14 protein-coding genes are annotated in these 18,275 nt (G+C 62.8%); 8 read left to right on the plus strand and 6 right to left on the minus strand.

The genetic code is table 11. The features are described 5' to 3' along the window. The first annotated feature begins 192 nt into the window (after window positions 1–192). The 4 genes from FVW59_RS04485 (at window position 193) to FVW59_RS04500 (ending at window position 6,645) form a co-directional block, all read left to right on the plus strand. A complete protein-coding gene (locus tag FVW59_RS04485) occupies window positions 193–960 on the plus strand; it encodes a crotonase/enoyl-CoA hydratase family protein (protein ID WP_148063059.1) in 768 nt (255 codons plus the stop codon). Between the two features lie 28 nt (window positions 961–988). Further along, entirely contained in the window at window positions 989–2,221 is a 1,233-nt protein-coding gene (locus FVW59_RS04490) for an acetyl-CoA C-acetyltransferase (RefSeq protein WP_148063060.1), read from the plus strand. Between the two features lie 141 nt (window positions 2,222–2,362). Continuing rightward, a complete protein-coding gene (locus FVW59_RS04495) occupies window positions 2,363–3,139 on the plus strand; it encodes an SDR family NAD(P)-dependent oxidoreductase (protein ID WP_148063061.1) in 777 nt (258 codons plus the stop codon). Window positions 3,140–3,294: 155 nt separating this feature from the next. Continuing rightward, a complete protein-coding gene (locus FVW59_RS04500; protein WP_148063062.1) occupies window positions 3,295–6,645 on the plus strand; it encodes a S8 family serine peptidase in 3,351 nt (1,116 codons plus the stop codon). Between the two features lie 82 nt (window positions 6,646–6,727). On the opposite strand, the gene purU is transcribed toward FVW59_RS04500, so the two are convergent. Next, window positions 6,728–7,591, minus strand: a complete 864-nt coding sequence (gene purU, locus FVW59_RS04505; protein ID WP_148063063.1) for a formyltetrahydrofolate deformylase — start codon at window positions 7,589–7,591, stop codon at window positions 6,728–6,730. Window positions 7,592–7,756: 165 nt separating this feature from the next. Between purU and FVW59_RS04510 the strand changes: the two genes are divergently transcribed. Both FVW59_RS04510 and FVW59_RS04515 read left to right on the plus strand, forming a co-directional pair. Next, window positions 7,757–8,395 carry a TetR/AcrR family transcriptional regulator gene (locus FVW59_RS04510; protein WP_187275764.1) on the plus strand — a complete coding sequence of 213 codons (639 nt, stop codon included), beginning with the start codon at window positions 7,757–7,759 and terminating at the stop codon, window positions 8,393–8,395. Between the two features lie 148 nt (window positions 8,396–8,543). Beyond that, on the plus strand, window positions 8,544–9,098 hold the full coding sequence (locus FVW59_RS04515; protein ID WP_187275765.1) for a nitroreductase family protein: 555 nt from the start codon (window positions 8,544–8,546) through the stop codon (window positions 9,096–9,098). Between the two features lie 69 nt (window positions 9,099–9,167). Here FVW59_RS04515 and FVW59_RS04520 read toward each other — a convergent pair whose 3' ends face one another. Further along, complete coding sequence (locus FVW59_RS04520; protein WP_148063066.1) at window positions 9,168–10,325, minus strand: L-lactate dehydrogenase; 1,158 nt, start codon at window positions 10,323–10,325, stop codon at window positions 9,168–9,170. Window positions 10,326–10,411: 86 nt separating this feature from the next. After that, on the minus strand, window positions 10,412–11,974 hold the full coding sequence (locus FVW59_RS04525; RefSeq protein WP_148063067.1) for an acetolactate synthase large subunit: 1,563 nt from the start codon (window positions 11,972–11,974) through the stop codon (window positions 10,412–10,414). A 170-nt stretch (window positions 11,975–12,144) separates the two neighbouring features. Between FVW59_RS04525 and FVW59_RS04530 the strand changes: the two genes are divergently transcribed. Then, on the plus strand, window positions 12,145–13,527 hold the full coding sequence (locus tag FVW59_RS04530) for an FAD-binding oxidoreductase (RefSeq protein ID WP_148063068.1): 1,383 nt from the start codon (window positions 12,145–12,147) through the stop codon (window positions 13,525–13,527). A gap of 63 nt (window positions 13,528–13,590) precedes the next feature. Here the strand turns inward: FVW59_RS04530 and FVW59_RS04535 are convergent, their stop codons facing one another. The 3 genes from FVW59_RS04535 to FVW59_RS04545 form a co-directional block, all read right to left on the minus strand. Next, window positions 13,591–14,424 (minus strand): SDR family NAD(P)-dependent oxidoreductase, encoded by an 834-nt coding sequence (locus tag FVW59_RS04535; protein WP_148063069.1) that lies wholly within the window; start codon window positions 14,422–14,424, stop codon window positions 13,591–13,593. Between the two features lie 9 nt (window positions 14,425–14,433). Further along, on the minus strand, window positions 14,434–15,186 hold the full coding sequence (locus tag FVW59_RS04540; protein ID WP_148063070.1) for a glucose 1-dehydrogenase: 753 nt from the start codon (window positions 15,184–15,186) through the stop codon (window positions 14,434–14,436). 267 nt (window positions 15,187–15,453) lie between these two features. Next, window positions 15,454–17,100, minus strand: coding sequence for a M28 family metallopeptidase (locus FVW59_RS04545; RefSeq protein ID WP_148063071.1), 1,647 nt, complete (start codon window positions 17,098–17,100; stop codon window positions 15,454–15,456). Window positions 17,101–17,271: 171 nt separating this feature from the next. On the opposite strand from FVW59_RS04545, the gene FVW59_RS04550 reads away from it, so the two are divergent. Further along, entirely contained in the window at window positions 17,272–18,192 is a 921-nt protein-coding gene (locus FVW59_RS04550) for a cation diffusion facilitator family transporter (RefSeq protein WP_222711428.1), read from the plus strand. Window positions 18,193–18,275 lie beyond the last annotated feature (83 nt).

The raw sequence follows: 18,275 nt of genomic DNA on the forward strand, positions 1-18,275 counted from the left end.
GCCGACCCTGCGCTACTGTCCTGTGGCCGGGCGAGTGCTGGTTCAATCTTCCTGACCTGCGACCACAAAAGCTGGTAAAGCACCGCTGGCAACGCGCTGCAGCCTGCCAGATCGAATAGCTATGCTCCCCTGCCCCGCTGCGCTACTATCGCTGGTTCCCGCAGACTCAATAAAGCAGACAAGGAGCCCGCTGTGAGCGACCAGGTTGTACTCACCGAAGCCAGAAATGGCGTACTTTTCATTACCATCAATCGTCCTGAAGCCAAGAACGCCGTGAACAGGGCCGTTGCGGTAGGCATCGCCGCGGCGATCGATGAACTGGAATCCAATGACGAACTGCGCGCCGGCATTCTGAGCGGTGCCGCCAACACCTTCTGTTCCGGGATGGATCTCAAGGCCTTCGTGTCCGGGGAAGTTCCCATCGTCGAAGGCCGGGGCTTCGCCGGTCTCTGCGAATACCGCACGGCAAAGCCGCTGATTGCCGCAGTGGAAGGTTTCGCCCTGGCCGGTGGCTTCGAACTCGCCATCAGCTGTGACCTGATCGTCGCCGCCGAGGACAGCCGCTTTGGCATTCCCGAAGTGAAGCGCGGGCTGGTGGCTGGCGCCGGCGGCCTGGTGAAACTGCCCAAGCAGATTCCGCTGAGAATCGCCAAGGAACTGGCCCTGACCGGCGATTTCATCTCCGCCACTCGCGCCTACGAACTGTGCCTGATCAATGAGGTGGTTCCCGCCGGCACGGCCCTGGAAGCCGCCGAGAAGCTGGCCGGACGTATTGCGGCCAACGGCCCCCTGGCGGTGGCGGCCAGCAAGGAAATTGTCGACAAGGCGCAGGACTGGAACAGCGAAGACATGTTTGCACAGCAGCAGGTCATCGCCCAGCCGGTCTTCACCAGCGCCGATGCCATCGAGGGCGCCACCGCCTTCGCCGAAAAACGCGCGCCACAATGGAAAGGCCGCTAGGCCAATACGCATTCAAAGGAGATCGACAATGCCAGAAGCATGGATTATCGACGCCTGCCGCACGCCCCGCGGCATCGGCAAGAAAGGCAAGGGCGCCCTGGCGGATGAACATCCCCAGCACCTTGGCGCCACGGTTCTCAAGGCGCTTGCCGAGCGCAATAAACTCGATACCAGTGAAGTCGAGGACATTATCTTCGGCACCAGTGCCCAGCGCGGCCAGCAGGGTGGCGACCTGGCGCGCATGGCGGCCCTGGAAGCGGGCTACGATGTGCGCTGCTCCGGCGTCACCCTGGATCGCTTCTGCGGCTCAGGCATCACCGCTGTGAACATGGCCGCGGCCGCGATCATGTCCGGCATGGAGGACCTGGTGATCGGCGGCGGCTGCGAGATGATGTCCGCCTATGCGCAGATGGGCGGCAGTTCGCCCTTTATCGACAGCGACAACCTCGTGCTGCGCAGCATGCATCCGCAACCCCATCAGGGCATTTGCGCCGACGCCATCGCTACCCTGGAAGGTATCGCCCGGGAAGACCTCGACAAACTGGCGGTGGAATCCCAGCGTCGCGCCGCCCACGCCATCGAGAATGGCCACTTCAGCAAGAGCCTGATCCCGGTGTACAAGGCGGACGGCAGCCTGGCCCTGGACCGCGAGGAATTCCCACGCCCCGGCACCACACTGGAAAGCCTGTCCGAACTGAAAGCGGCCTTCGAACCCATGGCGGATTACCCGCTGGACGAAGCTGGCACCACCTACCGCGCGCTGGTCAACCAGGTCTATCCCGACCTGCAGATCAAACACGTGCACCACGCGGGCAACTCCTCCGGGGTGGTGGACGGCGCAGCGGCCCTGTTGCTGGCCTCCCCTGACTACGCCAGGGCGCACGGCATGAAGCCCCGGGCCCGCATCGTGGCCATGGCCAATATGGGCGATTCCCCGACGCTGATGCTCAATGCGCCAGTACCCGCGGCGAGAAAAGTGCTGAAGAAGGCCGGCATGTCCCTGTCGGATATCGATCTGTTCGAGATCAACGAGGCCTTCGCCGTAGTGGCGGAGAAGTTCATCCGCGACCTCGACCTCGATCGCGACAAGGTGAATGTAAACGGTGGCGCCATGGCCCTCGGCCACCCCATCGGCGCCACCGGCTCCATCCTGATCGGCACCGTACTGGACGAACTGGAACGCCGCGACCAGCAGTTCGGCCTGATCACCATGTGCGCCGCCGGCGGCATGGCACCGGCTGTCATCATCGAGCGCATCTGACGCTCTTTCCTTCTCCCTCTCGCCCGGATTCCCGGGCGAGCTATTCAAACCAGCCCCGTATTCGCGCCCGCCTCACTGGCAAGCGTTGTACTGTCAATTCATAGTCAGCACTCCTGCCAATGGATAACAAGGACAAGCGCAATGAATTACGCAACCCGACTACAAGGCAAGGCGGTTATCGTCCTCGGTGCCGGTACCGGCATCGGGGCCTCCACGGCGCGGCGGGTGGCCGCCGAGGGCGCCCGTGTGTGCCTGGCCGATATCAACCTGGATGCTGCCGAAGCGGTGGCCGCAGACATCCGCGGCGCTGGCCAGTCAGCCTTTGCCCTGGCCTTCGACATAGCCGACGAGACTTCGGTCAACGCGGTTGTCAGCGAGGCCGCGAGCCAGCTGGGCGGGCTGGACGGCGCCCATATCAACGCCGCGGACCTGAAGATTATTCACGAAGACAGCGATGTGCTGTCCGAATCGATGGCGGTGTTCGATCGCACCATCGTGGTCAATTTACGCGGCCACTTCCTCGCCACTCGCGCGCTGTTACCGGTGCTGCTGCAACGCGGCGGTGGCGCCCTGGTCTATACCAGCTCCGGCGCCGCCGAGGCCGCCGAACCCACCCGCCCGGCCTACGCCATGAGCAAGAGCGGCATCAATGCGCTGATGCGGCATGTCGCCAGCGGTTGGGGACGCAAAGGCATCCGCGCCAACTGCGTGTCGCCCGGCCTGACCATCACCGATGAAATGCGCAGCAGCGGCCTGTTGCCCCCGGAATTCGAAAAGATGGCGCTGGCGGCGACCCCGCACCAGCGCCTGGGCCACCCCGACGATATTGCCGCAATGGTCGCAATGCTGCTGTCCGAGGATGGCCAGTGGATCAACGGCCAGGCCTACCATGTGGATGGCGGCACGGTAATGCGCTAGGGGCGGCAGGCCCCTCCGGCCGGCCTTGACCACCGGGCTGGCGCATTCACAAAGCTGAACTACCCTCAATTCACCGGAGCGATTCGGGCGTTGGGGGTGCTTACCGGTCCCGGATTTCTCCACACCTTACTCGTCAGAACATCAAGGGGTCTGATATGAGCTTCAGTGGAACTACGAAAGCCTGGATAAAACTGCCGCTTGCAGCCGCCGTAACGATAGCCTCTGCCAGCGCCGGGGCCAGCGATCTGCAACTATCGGGGGAACAGCCGACAATCGTTGGCAGTGCTCCCAGCACCAGTGAGTCGGGCAAGCCGGAATATCGCTCGGAAGGCGGGCGCAGTGTCTATTTTGTGCAGCTTGAGGATGAACCGGTCGCCACCTACAACGGCGGTATCAAGGGATTGCCCGCCACCAGCAACAAAGCCACCGGCAAGAACAAACTCGATACGCGCAGCAAGAACAGCAAAGCCTACCGCCAGTACCTCAAGGGCAAGCAGGACAAGTTCAGCGCCCAGGCCGGGATCAAAGGCAGCGTGCGCAAGGACTACCAGGTCATCTTCAACGGCATGGCGGTGGAAATGACGCCGGAAGAAGCCGATGCGATGGCCCGGATGCCCGGCGTTAAGGCGGTCATCCGCGAGCGCCATGAACGACCCAACACCGATGCCGGCGCCGAATGGATTAACGCCGATGCCATCTGGCCGGGGCCGCCCAACAATGTACCCCACAACCAGGGTGAAGGTCTGGTCATCGCTGTTCTCGATACCGGGATCAACAGCGACCACCCCTCCTTCGCGGATATCGGCGGCGATGGCTACGATCACGACAACCCTCTCGGTAGTGGTAACTACATTCCCGGAAGCTACTGCGATGTCTCAGAGCCGGGCTTCTGTAATGACAAGTTGATTGGCGCCTGGTCCTTCGTGCCCGAGGACCCCAGTTACCCCTCACCGGAAGACAGTGACGGCCACGGTTCCCATACCGCAAGTACCGCGGCGGGCAATGTACTCACTGACGCCACAGTGCACGCACCGACCACCAGCCTGACCCGCGCCATCTCCGGGGTGGCGCCACACGCGAATATCATCGCCTATGACGTCTGCATCGACACCTGCCCCGGGTCAGCCCTGCTGGCGGCTGTGGAACAGGTCGTCGAGGACGCTGCGGCACTACCCGACGGCATCCACGCCCTGAATTACTCGATTTCCGGCGGAGAAGACCCCTACAGCGACGCCGTGGAACTCGGTTTCCTCAACGCGGCTGCCGCCGGCATCTATGTCTCTGCGTCCGCCGGGAACGAAGGGCCGGGAGCCGCCACCACCGGCCACCACTCACCGTGGATCGCCACCACCGCGGCCAGCAGCCATGACCGGCTACTGGTGAACAGCCTTGTCGGCATCAATGCGGGCAATGGCAGATTCCCCGATATCACGGCCGTGGGTTTCACCTCAGGCTATGGCCCGGCCCCCCTGATATACGCCGCGGATTTTCCAACCACCAACGGCAGCTCCAACGACACCGATCCCGCACAGTGCCTGGAACCTTTCCCTCCCGGCCACTTCAATGGCGAAATCGTTATCTGTGACCGCGGCGAGATCGCCCGGGTCGACAAGGGCGCCAACGTGCTGGCCGGTGGCGCGGGCGGCATGGTGCTGGCCAACGTGAGTTTTGACGGCGTGGTCGGCGACGCTCACTTCCTGCCGGCGATCCATGTAGAAGTGGATGTCGGCGACGCGTTGAAAACCTGGCTCGATAGCGCCGACGAAGCAGTGGCATCCATCACCGGGTATGAACTGTCCATCGACGATGCCAATGGCGACATCATGGCCGGTTTCAGTTCACGCGGGCCCAATAACAATCTCGATATCCTGAAGCCCGATGTCACAGCCCCGGGTGTCAGTATCCTGGCTGCCATCCATACCACCAGCGGGGGATCCCCTGCCGAGTTCGGCTTTATCAGCGGTACCTCGATGTCTTCTCCCCACCACGCCGGTGCGGGGGCGATAGTGTCGGGCGCCCGCCCGGACTGGACGCCGCACATGGTGAAATCCGCCATCATGATGACCAGCCTGAACAGCGGGATTCGCAAGGAGGACGGCGTCACGCCGGCGGATGCCTTTGACATGGGCGCCGGCCGGGTCGACCTGAGCCGCGCGACCGAGGTCGACCTGGTGCTGGACGAAACCACCGAGAACTTTGTGGCCGCGAATCCTGACCTGGGGGGAGACCCTCGCACCCTTAACATTCCCAGCATGCAGGATGGCGCCTGCCTGGGCGGCTGTAGCTGGACCCGCACCTTCACCAACACCGCGCGCAATACGGTGCATGTGGATGTCGCCGCCAGCAGCCTGGGTGACGCACAGTTCAGCGTTGAACCCTCCCGCCTCAAGCTGAAGTCCGGACAAAGCGCTTCGATACAGGTCAGCGCCGACACGCGCCTGGCCAGTGGCTGGCAGTTCGGCCAGATCGACCTGCAGCGCCGCGGCGACGGACCGGACCTGCACCTGCCGATTGCCGCCCAGGCGGTCACGACGTCTGCCCCGGGCGTGTTCTCGAAAACGGTGGATAGTGATACCGCTGCGCCCGGCGATGTCCTGACCTACACCATCGAGATCGTCAATGGTCAGCTGAGCGGGCAAATCGACCTCAGCGACTCCCTGCCCCCGGGGGTCAGCGCCATTGCCGGCTCGGAGACAGAAGTCATCGTAGATGGCACCACTATCGCGCCCTTCAGTGTCAATGGCGGTATGGGATCCTGGAGCGGCACGCTGGCACCTGGCAGCCTGAATGTTGCGGCTTCTACCACTTCGCCAGCGGGCTACCTACCCCTGTCGGCGTTCGGTATCGCGCCATTCGGCTGCCCCAGTAACTGCGACGACGGTGCGTTCGTTGTCGACGTACCTGCGTTCACCTACAACGGCGAAACCTACAATCAGGTGATCTGGTCGGTTAATGGCACCCTGGAAGTGGGCGTCAGCAGCGGTGTGGCCTCCTCTTTCGCCAATCAGTTGTTTCCCGACAGCACAGTGCCCAACAACTTGTTGGCGCCGTTCTGGACCGACCTCAATATGGGGGTAGATGGTGATGGTGCCGAGTGGCGAGTTGGTGTTCTTTCCGCCGGCTCTACCACGTTCACGGTGTACGAATGGGAAAATATCCCGGCCTTCGGGGACGCCAGCCAGCGCTACAGCTTCCAGATCTGGGTCCAGAACGGCAGTTCCGGCAACATCTGGTTCACCTACGGCCAGCTGGGCGATACCGCCGGAGCCACTGTCGGCGCCGAGAACTTCGACGGCACCATCGGCAGTACCTACTGGTTCGAAGGGACCGGTACTGCTCCGGCAGTGGGTACTGATCTCGAAGTGGTAACCACCGAAGGTGGCAGCGCCACCTTTACCTTCCAGGCGGAAGTCGACAGCTGTGACGGCCCCATTGTCAACAGTGCCGAGATCACCACCTCGGATACCAGCGCCGGTGCTATAGCGGTATCTCGCTGTACCGATTGATTGCACCTTTCCGGGGAGCCCCGCCGGGGTTCCCCGCTTCACTCCTCCAGCAGATCTCGCTGGCCCGCAAACCCGGGACGGTTCAGGAAAACACCACCGTCTTGTTGCCCTGCACCAGCACCCTGTCTTCCAGGTGATAGCGTAGTCCGCGGGCGAGAACGGTCTTCTCCACATCCTTGCCCAGGCGCACCAGGTCGTCGATGGTGTCGTGATGGCGGATGCGGATCACGTCCTGCTCGATGATCGGACCCGCATCCAGTTCCTCGGTTACGTAGTGACAGGTGGCCCCGGTGAGTTTGACCCCGCGCTGGAAGGCCTGGTGATAGGGCCTTGCGCCGGCGAAGGACGGCAGGAAGCTGTGGTGGATGTTAATGATTCGCCCGGCATATTCCCCGCAAAGCCAGGGCGGGAGAATCTGCATATAGCGCGCCAGCACAATGGTGTCCGGCCGGGCGGCGCGTATCAGTGCCGAGGTGGCCTCGAAAGCGGCCTCTTTGCCCTCTGTGTCCGGTGGTACCGGAACGCAGTGAAAAGGTACCCCGTGCCACTCCACCAGAGGGCGCAGATCCTCGTGGTTGGAGATGACGCATACGGGGTTGAAAGGCATATCGCCGCTGCGCCACAGGTGCAGTAAATCTGCCAGGCAATGATCCTGCCGGCTCACCATCAGCACCACCCGTTGCGGGCGCTGGGATTCAGTCAGGCGCCACTCCATCTGCAGTTCCCGCGCCACCGGTTCAAAGGCGGCGCGGAAGGCGTCTGCTTCCATCGCCAGGCTGTCGGCATCGACCACGTAGCGCATGTAGAACATGCGGGTTTCGGTGTCCTCGTACTGGCTGGCGCCGACGATGGAGCCGCCATGAGCGGCGATAAAACCGGCGATGCGGGCGACAATACCCACCTGGTCCGGGCAGATGCCCACGAGACGGTAACTGTGTTGTGTCATGCCTGATAGCTTCCTGCTGCTTCGATCACGTCCGCGCCGGTCGAGCGCCGCGGAGGGGCGCTAACACTAGCATTTACTGCAGCCACGCGCAGCCGGGACAAACGGCAATTGCGCATGCCCGCGGCCTGGGACACACTGGTGACTTTGCACAGCGGAATTCGTCTCGTGGCCAGCAGCACAGCAGACAGCGCCCCCTACCATCACGGCGATCTCTACAAATCCCTGATTGTCGCCGCGGCTGAGTTGATCGAGGAAGACGGCCTGATGGGCTTCTCCATGGTCGCCGCCGCCCGCCGGCTCGGGGTCAGCAGCGCCGCGCCGTATCGCCACTTCCGCGACCGGAGCGACCTGCTCAATGCGGTGACGGATCTCGCCTTCTATGCACTCAACACCGAAGTGGAAGCAGCCGCCGCGCTGTACGAGCCCGGTACCGAAGACTGCCTGGTCGCCCTCGGCATGACCTATCTCGACTTTCTGCAACGCCACCAACCCTTCTACGAGCTGATGTGGGGCAGCCTTGAAGCGGAGTTGACGACCCCGGAGTGTTTTGCCCGCCGGGTGCGGGGCCTGCACTCCTTCATCGCCGCACTGGCGGATTGGTGCCGAATTCACCATATCCAGCACCGCTCACCGGAGGATATCGCGCTGGCATTCTGGTCCATGGCCCACGGCCTCAGCTTGCTACAGAACCACCGGGCCTTCACTGAGGTCCGCCGCGAAAACCGGATCGAAGACATGCTGAGGACCAATGCCCTGATCTATCTGCGGGGTGTGCTGGCCGAGGCGGGGGAAACAGGGGCATAGGCTTGCACAACATTCGGATAATTCGAATGGTATGTCGAAGTTTTTACGATTTATTCGCCCGCTTATGCGGCGCAGACTAAAGGCTATGCAAGAGAATCCTGCCTGCCGGGATGACGCATTGACCAGCACTTGCCGAAAGGAGACTTCAATGATCGAGATACATTCCCTGTTCCGCCAGCGTCGCAGCCCCTATCAGTTCGATACTGAACGCTCTGTCAGGCCGGCCGACATCGAGGCCCTGTTCGAAGCGGCCCGCTGGGCCATGTCTTCCTACAATGCCCAGCCCTGGCGTTACATCGTCGGAGTGAAGGAGGAAAACCCGGCAATGTGGCAGGCCATCTTCGAGGTGCTGGTAGAGGGCAACCAGCCCTGGGCCCGGCATGCGCCGGTACTGGCACTGGGTGTGATGGAGACCGCCTTCGAGCACAACGGAAAACCGAACAAGGCCGCCGCCCACGACCTGGGCGCCGCCTCGGCCTTCCTCACCCTGGAAGCCACCGCCCGCGGCCTGGTGGTCCACCAGATGATCGGCATCGAGCCGGAAAAAGCCCATGCGGACTTCAAACTGACCAACACCCAGGAGGCGCTCACGGCACTGGCAATTGGCTATGCCGGCAGCAATCCCGATCTGCCCGCCGGCTACATCGAGCGCGACGAGGCGCCGCGCCAGCGCAAACCGCTGGAAGAGATTGTACGCCGATAGTTGATGGTCACCAGCAGCCGGGATCACTGCGTGACACCGGCTGGTGGCCGTCTCGTTTACACGGGCCGCTTACCTGCTCTCAATCAGGTGCGGCCCCAAGGCATCCAGGCTGTTCACGCCCATCAGCGCCATCCCGGTGGCCATTTCCTTCTGTATCAGCCCGAGCAGTTGTTCCACCCCCGGCTGTCCCTTGCTGGCCAGTGCGTAGACCCAGGCGCGACCGAGAAAAACAGCGCGTGCACCCAGACAGAGTGCCTTGAGGGCATCGATGCCATTGCGTACGCCACCGTCAAGGTAAACATCCACCTGCTTGCCTACGGCGTTGACCACGCCCGGCAATTTGCCGATGGACGAAGACACAGAGTCCAGCTGGCGGCCGCCGTGATTGGAAACCAGCACCGCATCGGCACCGGCGTCCACAGCGGCGCGCGCATCGTCCGGCTCCAGAATGCCTTTTACCAGTAACTTTCCCTGCCACTGATCGCGCAACCAGCGCAGGTCATCCCAGGTACAACAGGGATCAAACTGCGAATCGATGAATGCCTTGTACAGGTCGAGATCATCCGGGTCAGCGATCTTTTCCGCGATATTGCCGAAGTTGTGGGGCTTGCCGCTGATACCCACGTCCCAGGCCCAGACCGGGCTGGTGGCAAGCTGGACGAGTTTGCTCAGGCGCCCGGCCATCCCTCCTCCCAACATACCGTTGCGGAAGTCCCGCAGCCGCACTCCCGGCACAGGCAGGTCGACGGTAAACACCAATGCGCTGCACCCGGCGGCGCGTGCCCGGCCCAGAAGGCGCTGGACAAACTCCCTGTCGCGCAGCATATAGAGTTGAAACCAGAACGGTGCCTGGGTGGCGCTGTGTACCTCTTCCACCGAACAAATACCGACGGTCGACAGGGTAAACGGAACCTGCTGCCGGATGGCAGCGCGTGCCGCAAGCACCTCGCCGCGACGGGCGTACATGCCGGCCATACCGATCGGCGCCAGCACCAGCGGCGATTGCGCCGCGAACCCGAGGAGGTTGCAGGTAGTGCTGACCGACGACACATCGCGCATTACGCGCTGCTTCAATTGCAGGGATGCAAACCCGGCGGAGTTATGACCCATTGTCAGTTCGTCATTGGCCGCCCCATCCAGATAGTCAAACAGGAAGCGCGGAAGGCGTCGGCGTGCGCGGCGACGGTGATCCTCCGCGGTCACGGGTACAACATTAAAAATACTCATCGGATTCTCCGGTGCTGGGCGGTAATCAATGGCGGCGAGCGTTTTGCGCAACTTGCTTTGCAGTGCAGGCGGGCTGGCCGCTATCTCTAGAACTGCAGCGGTGGCACCCGGGCGTCTATCAACAGGGGGCCAGCCTCCGCCACGCCCCGGGCAAGGGCGGCATTCAAGTCCTCGGCGGTGTTGGCGACCACTGCGGGAACACCCATGCCCTGCGCGATGCTGGCAAAGTCCATGTCCGGATTGCCGATATCGAGTGAACTGGCGGCCTTCGGGCCCGGCTTGCCGCCGCGGGCGCCGGTGCGGGCGAATTCCAGTTCCAGGATGGAGTACTTGCGGTTGTTGAACAGCAGTACGATGACGTCGAGGCTTTCCCGCGCCATAGTCCACAGGGACTGGATGGTGTACATGGCGCTCCCGTCACCTTCCAGGCATATCACCTTGCGCTCCGGACAGGCGATAGCTGCGCCTACTGCAGCGGGCAGGCCAAAGCCGATGGACCCGCCGGCGAGGTTGATCCAGTCGTGTGCACGGGCAGCACTGGTGAAGGGAAAGCAGGCCAGGGCTGAAGTAATCCCCTCGTCCACGACGATGGCATTTTCCGGCAGGTAGTGGGCCAGGGCCTGGGCCGCACTATTGGCATCCAGAGGGCCGCTGGGCGCAGGCGGTACCTGCAGCTCACGTAGTGGAACGACTTCGGAACCGGCGGCGAAAGCCTGCAGCAGCGAATCCAGAGCACCGTCGATATCGTCGTTGGGACCGGCCAGCGGGTAGACATCACAACCCTCCGGTTCCAGCACGCTTGGCACGTTCGGGTAGGCAAAGAAAGACACCGGACTGGCGCAGCCAAGCAGGATCAATCGTTCGGTACCTTTGAGGGTGTCGATGGCCAGCTCCGCCAGGTAGGGCAAGCGGTCGATGACTGCTGTGCCGGCTCCGCGGCGAATCCGGACAGGGAAGGTCTCGGTCAGGAGCCTGGCACCGGTTGCGGCCGCCAGCCTGGCCAGCTTCACGCCCTGCGCCTCGCTCACATTGCGCCCGCCTACCATGATCACCGTCGGTCGATCGTCCCGCAGAATCTCCACCGCCTTGTGCAGTTTGTCTGCCGCCACCGGTGCCGGCTGCACTTTCCTGGTCGCTGCTGCAGCCCCGCTGGGATTGTCGCTCCAGGAGACATCCGCGGGTAGTACCAGAGTGGCGATCTGACCGATACCGGCCTGTTGTACTGCTTCCGCGGCGTCGCGCGCGATGTCGGCGGGGGCCGCTGAGCTGTGTACCCAGTGCGACACCGGGCCTGCTATGCCGGTGATATCGGAGGTCAGGGGGGCGTCGTACTGCAGGTGGTAGGTGGCGTGGTCACCGACGATATTGACGATCGGCAGGTTGCCTTTTCTCGCATTGTGCAGATTGGCCAGCGCGTTGCCGAGCCCGGGGCCCAGGTGTAGCAGGGTCGAGGCTGGTTTCTCCGCCATTGCCGCATAGCCCAGGGCCGCTCCGCTGACCACCCCCTCGAACAGGCACAGCACGCAACGCATCCCCTCTACTTCATCCAGGGCCGCAACAAAGTGCATCTCCGAGGTCCCGGGGTTGGTGAAACAGACCTCGACCCCGCTATCGACCAGGGTCTGGATCAGGCTTTCGGCGCCATTCATGACACATTCCTTTTTATGGGTGCATTCGGTATCGGTGTAGCAAGGCCGCAGGCTTCGCTTCGGCTTTTCTTTAGCAGCGGCAAAATACAGTATAGAGCGCGGCAGTAGAGTAATCTTACCCCATCCCCAATTGGCTCTGCTGAACGTAGAACAGTAACAGGAATCTACCCATGGACATCGTCGCGACTCTTCGACAACTGATCGGCGACAGCGGCGTGCTGGACGCCACCGAGCTGTCCACGCGCTCCGCCGGCGCCCTGCGCCAGGATGCCCTGCAAGGCGCCGCCCTCGCCCGCCCGCGCACCACTGACGAAGTGGCCTCCGTCTTGCGCTGGTGTCACCAGCACAGGATTGGTGTTGTACCCTGCGGCGGCCTCACCGGGCTGGTACACGGCGCCGATGGCTCAGCAGAAGTCGTCATGCTGTCGCTGGAACGCATGAACGCCATCGAGTCCATTGACTCGCGCCAGCGCTGTGCCACGGTGCAGGCTGGCGTGATACTGCAGGTTTTGCAGGAAACCCTGGAGCAGCACCAGCTTATCTTCCCCCTTGACCTCGGCGCCCGCGGCTCGGCCACCCTCGGCGGCAATGCTGCCACCAATGCGGGGGGCAACCGGGTAATCCGCTACGGCATGATGCGCAATATGGTACTGGGGCTGGAAGCTGTGCTGGCCGACGGCACTATCGTGTCGTCCATGAATAAGCTGATCAAGAACAACGCAGCCTACGACCTCAAGCAGTTGTTTATCGGCTCTGAGGGCACCCTTGGAGTGATTACGCGGCTCAACCTGCGCCTGTGGGAAGCGCCGACCACCCGCAATATGGCCCTGCTCGGCCTGCCCGATTTTGCCAGCGTGACAGCCCTGTTGAAACGCATGGACCGGGATCTCGGTGGCACCCTGTCGGCCTTCGAGGTCATGTGGCAGGACTTCTACCAACTGGTAACAACAGCACCGGCGGAAGGTCGCCCGCCCATCGCCCAGGACTATCCCTTCTATGTACTGCTGGAAGGCCAGGGGGCCGACCCTGACGGCGACAGCGGGCGCTTTGCCGCCGCGCTGGAAACGGTCATGGCGGAGGGACTGGTGGTCGACGGTGCGCTCTCACAGTCCGAGGCGGACTGCGATCGCTTCTGGTCCCTGCGGGATGATGTCGCCCAGGTATTCCGCGGCGGCTATCCCTTTATTTTCGATATCTCCCTGCCGTTGGCAGAAATGGAAAATTACATTGCTGGACTGCGCGACAGCCTGGAAGAAAAAGTACCGGACCACCACCTGCTGGTTTTCGGCCACCTTGGCGACGGCAATCTGCACCTGGCCGTTCAGGTGCCGGAGGCCGAAGGCGAACAGTGGCGACAGACGGTGGAAAGCCTGGTTTACGAACCCCTGGCCGCATTCCGGGGCTCGGTCTCAGCGGAGCACGGCATCGGGCTGGAGAAGCGGCCCTGGCTGGGTGTATCGCGCAATGCCGAAGAACTGGCGTTGATGCGCACACTTAAATCCGCCCTGGATCCGGTGGGCATTCTCAATCCCGGCAAGGTACTGGCGCCGTAACATATTCCATTTGGAATGTGAGCGAGGGCGCCCCCTGCCCGGGAATGAGTGCAGGTTATTTGCCTAAAAATTAAAGCCGTTCCCCGTCACCACCGGCACGTTGGTCCACAGGTCGTTCGGGTCGCGATACCAGCCGGCCGCCGCCAGCGCACCGCCGTCGAGGTTGATGCTGGTGCCGGTTACCCAGCCTGAAAGCGCTGAGGCGAGGAACAGGGCGCAGCCGGCGGCATCTTCGGGTTGTCCGAAACGCCCCAGCGGAATCCAGCGCCGGGTGTGCTCCTGGTGTTCCCCCGCAATGAGTTCCGAGGGTCGGACCTGGGCAGTTTCGGTGGTTTCCGGGGCAATCGCATTAACCCGGATTCCCGCCGGCGCCAGCTCCAGGGCCAGGCTGCGGACAAAGCCGGTAATGGCGTGTTTGAAGGCACTGTAGGCCACGCAGTTGGGAATGCCGCGGAAGGCCTCGATGGAAGAGATCGCCAGGATACTGCCGCCCTCCCCCCTCGCGCGCAGCAGTGGAATCGCGGCGCGGGTCACCATGAAGATGGAGTTCAGGTTGCACTGGTAGAGCCGGTCCAGTTCCTCGTCCTCACAAAACTCGAAGGGTTTGATCACTCCGAGGAAATCACCCACGTTATTCACCAATACGTCGATGCCCCCGAAGCGCTCGCCCACCTCGCCGATAAACGCATCGACATCGGTGCGGCGGGTCACATCGCAGCACTTTACCAGCGCCGTCTCACCCAGAGCCTGAGCAGTATCGTCGCAGCGCGCCGGGTCGATTTCCGCCACCGCCAGGGTTGCACCGCGCCGGGCAAAGGCCTCGGCAATGGCGCGGCCGATACCGGCGCCGCCGCCGGTGACCACAACAATTTTGCCGCTGAAATCCAGATCGTTCATGGCGTCCCCCTATTGAACCGTCAGTCCGCCGTCGACAGTCAGCGAATGTCCTACCACATAGCTCGCACTTTCGGAGCAGAGCCAGAGAATGGCCTGGGTAATCTCCTCGGGGCTGGCCAGCCGGTTGATGGGGTGGTTGGCCGCGATAAGGGATTTGTCCACACCCGGCGGCAGGTTGTGATCCAGCATCGGCGTATCCACTGCGCCCGGGCATACCGCGTTGATACGAATGCCGCGCGCGGCGTATTGCAGGGCCGAGGCCTTCGTCAATCCGACCACTGCGTGCTTGCTGGCGGTGTAGGCCGGTTTGTTGGCGACACCGACCACACCGGCGGCCGATGCCAGGTTGACGATGGCGCCACTGCCCTGCCCCACCATATGGGCAATTTCGTGCTTCATGCACAGGAACAGCCCCTTGATATTGATGGACAGAATTCGCTCCATCGCCGTCTCGTCCCAATCGGCCTCCGGCGCCACTTCCGGGTCCACGCCAGCGTTGTTCACGGCGATGTCGAGCCCGCCAAACTGCGCCACGGTTTTTGCCACGGCATCCGCCACCGCGGCGCTGTCCTGGATATCGCACTGCAGGAAAATCGCCTCGCCACCGCTGGCCTTGATGGTGTCCACAGTCACCTGGCCGCCCGGCGTGACATCCACGGCCGCCACTCGAGCGCCGCTCGCTGCCAGCGCCTTTGCCACGGCGGCACCGATACCGCTGCCGGCACCGGTCACCAGGGCGATTTTGTTGTCGAACTGCTGCATGAAGTACTCCTGTTAACGTTATCTCCAGCGCGCGGATGCATCGCCGGGAACTGGATTCTGAGCATAGAAGCTGGAGGTGCCAGTGGCTTCCTGCATTTGGATGAGCAGCGTACACCAGGCTCCCGGGACGACTCTGCCAGATAGTTGAACCAGGCTCGCCGGAAGTGCTTGTGAAGGGGGGATTGCGGGGAAGTGTTACAGCCGGGCCTCCCGGCTGTAGCCGCTCCCGCCCAGACGGGCGGGAGCGAGAAGTGCAGTGCAGAGGCGTTACTTGGCCGCGGCCCGGCTCTCGTCGCGGATAGCGCGAAACTCGTCGCCCTCCACCCAGTTGGGCCATTCGTTGGAGTCAGCCATTTCCCGGCCGATGCTGTAGTAGAGCTTGAGGTCCTGCATCACACCGCTCCAGTCCCAGTTCTCGTCGAACTCATCCTGGGGACCGTGGTAGCGGTTTTTGGTGTAATCCTCGGCCGCGGCTCGGCCGGCAGCAGTGCCGCCCTCAACCAGATTCTCGCCACCGTCGAAGTAGATCATCGGCACGCCGCGCTTGGCCAGGCTGAAGTGATCCGAGCGGTAGTAGTAGCCCTTCTCCGGGGTCGGCTCTGTGGTGGCGGTACGACCCTGGGCTTGCAGGGCGCGCTCCAGGTAGTCATCGAGTTCCGACTTGCCCTTGCCGACGACGATCACATCCTTTGCCGGGCCGGTCATGGCGAAGGCGTCCATGTTCACACCGCCAACCGTCTTGTTCACGGGGAAAATCGGGTTGGCCGCGTAGGACTCGGAACCCAGCAGGCCGGACTCCTCCGCGGTGACGGCCAGGAACAGGATACTGCGCTCCGGCGCACCCGCCTTGACGTGAGCCTGCGCCAGGGCGACCAGGGCCGCTGTGCCAGTGGCGTTGTCGATGGCGCCATTGCAGATATCATCGCCGCTTTCATCGGCGCCGCAGCGGCCCAGGTGATCCCAGTGCGCGGTGTAGAGCACGACCTCGTCCGGGCGCTCGCTGCCGGGCAGCAGGCCGACCACGTTTCTGGAGGACTGTTTTTCGATCTCGTTGTCGAAGCTGACCGAGGCCTTCAGGCCCAGCTCTACCCCCTTGAACCCCGGCTTCTTGGCCGCGGCGGTCAGTTGGTCCAGGTCCTGACCGGCACTGGCCAATATCTTGCGCGCCACCTCGTTCTGGACCCAGCCATTGACCTTGGCGGTATCCATGTGGCCGTTGTCGGCGTCCGCCACGTGCTGGGGACCGCTCCAGGAGGACTCCACCACGTTCCAGCCGTAGGCGGCCGGCACGGTGTCGTGCACGATCAGTGCCGCGGCGGCGCCCTGGCGGGCGGCTTCTTCGTACTTGTAGGTCCAGCGGCCGTAGTAGGTCATGGCGCGACCGTTGAAGGGGCCATTGAGCCCTTCGGTTTCGTAGTCCGGGTCATTGACCAGGATCATCACTGTCTTGCCCTTTACATCGAGGCCAGCGTAGTCGTTCCAGCCCTTCTCCGGAGCGTTGATGCCGTAGCCGACGAAAACGATCTCACTGTCCTTGACCTCTATTTCCGGCGTCACCCGGTAGGTGCCTACCACCATGTCGGAACCGTAGGCAAAGCTGAATTCATCCTCCCCACCGGTCACTTTCAAATCGCTGACATTTTCCGCGGTGATCTGTACCAGTGGCACATCCTGCACCCAGCTGTCGCCATTGCCGGGCTTAAGGCCGGCGGCCTTGAACTCTTTGGTCAACAGGGCAACGGTTTTCTCTTCACCGGCGGACCCTGGCGCTCGTCCCTCGAAGGCGTCGGAAGACAGTTCGCGGGTGATGTTCTTCATGGTATCGACAGACAGGGCGGGCACTTCCGCTACCGCCTGGCCGGCGACAGCGGCGAGGCAGAGGGCACCCAGCAGGTGACGTGAGGTTCCGGGCATGGTCTTGCTCCAGTGGTGTTGGGGCGCTGATTGTTACACCCGCAACCAATCAGCTCAACCCCGCCGCCCCATGTCGCAGCACCGCAGCCCCCCCTAAGGGGGAATGACCTTCGGCAGCCAGCGGCGCTAGAATCCGCCATTGATACAGACCATGGACCGGTGGAGCCGAGGTTGAAAGACAAGCTGCATGTACACCATGAACAGCGGGCGCTGACCTTTGCCCTTTACGGCGTGGTGTTTTTCGTCGCCCTCGCCCTCGGCTTTGCCCTGCTGACCAATTCCGATGCCATTCTGTTTGACGGCATCTACTCGCTGATTGCCTTCTGCGTAGCCCTGCTGACGCTGCGGGTGGCAAAACTGGCGGAGCGCCCGGACGACGACAAATTCCACTTCGGCTACACCGCCATGGAGCCGACCCTGAATCTGTTCAAGTCGCTATTCATTATGGTGGCCTGCGTCTATGCCCTGACCGAGGCGGCAAAGCGACTGCTGGCGGGGGGCACGGAAGCAGCCTACGGTCTGGCGGTACTGTACGGCGCCATTGCCACCCTCGGCTGCTTTACCGTGTCCGTACTGATGCACCGGGTCAGCCGCCAGTACCGCTCAGACCTGGTGCAGGTGGAATCGCGCACCTGGTTTGTGGACGGCCTGTTGAGCGCCGCTGTGTTCCTCGGCTTTCTCGGTGCCTGGTATCTGGAAAACTCTCCCTGGGCCGAGTGGGCGCCCCTGGTGGACCCCATCCTGCTGATCGCCATCGTGCTGTGCGCCCTGCCCATTCCACTGGGGATTCTCAGGGACAGCTTGCGGGAGATTGTGAACATGGCGCCACCGGAAGCGGTCGTGGAGGATATCAAGGCGCGCCTGCTCGCCACCCTGGCAGAGGTGGATTACGACCATGTTGAACTGCGCGTCACCAAGCGCGGGCGCAACACCTACCTGCTGGTGCATGTGGTCGTGTCAGAGGCATTTTCCATCCGCACTGTGGCCGAACTCGACAGTATTCGCCGCACCAGCGAGCGCGCGCTGGTGAGTTGGAACCCTGAGATCGTCATGGACATGCTGTTTGTCCGGGATAGGAAGTTCGCCTGCTAGGCCCGTTCACGTGACCAGATTGCTGGTTCCCATTGCGGTTTTTTCATTCCCCTACGTCTAACAGGAATAAGTGATTCGGCACT

The sequence above is a fragment of the Parahaliea aestuarii genome, assembly GCF_008064635.1.
In the GTDB taxonomy this organism is placed as follows: domain Bacteria; phylum Pseudomonadota; class Gammaproteobacteria; order Pseudomonadales; family Halieaceae; genus Parahaliea; species Parahaliea aestuarii.

What these genes read in the sequence shown, in the direction of transcription:
- FVW59_RS04490 (WP_148063060.1), top strand. Translation starts at nt 989, where the DNA reads ATGCCAGAAGCATGGATTATCGACGCCTGCCGCACGCCCCGCGGCATC.
- FVW59_RS04495 (WP_148063061.1), top strand. Translation starts at nt 2,363, where the DNA reads ATGAATTACGCAACCCGACTACAAGGCAAGGCGGTTATCGTCCTCGGT.
- FVW59_RS04500 (WP_148063062.1), top strand. Translation starts at nt 3,295, where the DNA reads ATGAGCTTCAGTGGAACTACGAAAGCCTGGATAAAACTGCCGCTTGCA.
- purU (WP_148063063.1), bottom strand. Translation starts at nt 7,591, where the DNA reads ATGACACAACACAGTTACCGTCTCGTGGGCATCTGCCCGGACCAGGTG.
- FVW59_RS04515 (WP_187275765.1), top strand. Translation starts at nt 8,544, where the DNA reads ATGATCGAGATACATTCCCTGTTCCGCCAGCGTCGCAGCCCCTATCAG.
- FVW59_RS04520 (WP_148063066.1), bottom strand. Translation starts at nt 10,325, where the DNA reads ATGAGTATTTTTAATGTTGTACCCGTGACCGCGGAGGATCACCGTCGC.
- FVW59_RS04525 (WP_148063067.1), bottom strand. Translation starts at nt 11,974, where the DNA reads ATGAATGGCGCCGAAAGCCTGATCCAGACCCTGGTCGATAGCGGGGTC.
- FVW59_RS04530 (WP_148063068.1), top strand. Translation starts at nt 12,145, where the DNA reads ATGGACATCGTCGCGACTCTTCGACAACTGATCGGCGACAGCGGCGTG.
- FVW59_RS04535 (WP_148063069.1), bottom strand. Translation starts at nt 14,424, where the DNA reads ATGAACGATCTGGATTTCAGCGGCAAAATTGTTGTGGTCACCGGCGGC.
- FVW59_RS04540 (WP_148063070.1), bottom strand. Translation starts at nt 15,186, where the DNA reads ATGCAGCAGTTCGACAACAAAATCGCCCTGGTGACCGGTGCCGGCAGC.
- FVW59_RS04545 (WP_148063071.1), bottom strand. Translation starts at nt 17,100, where the DNA reads ATGCCCGGAACCTCACGTCACCTGCTGGGTGCCCTCTGCCTCGCCGCT.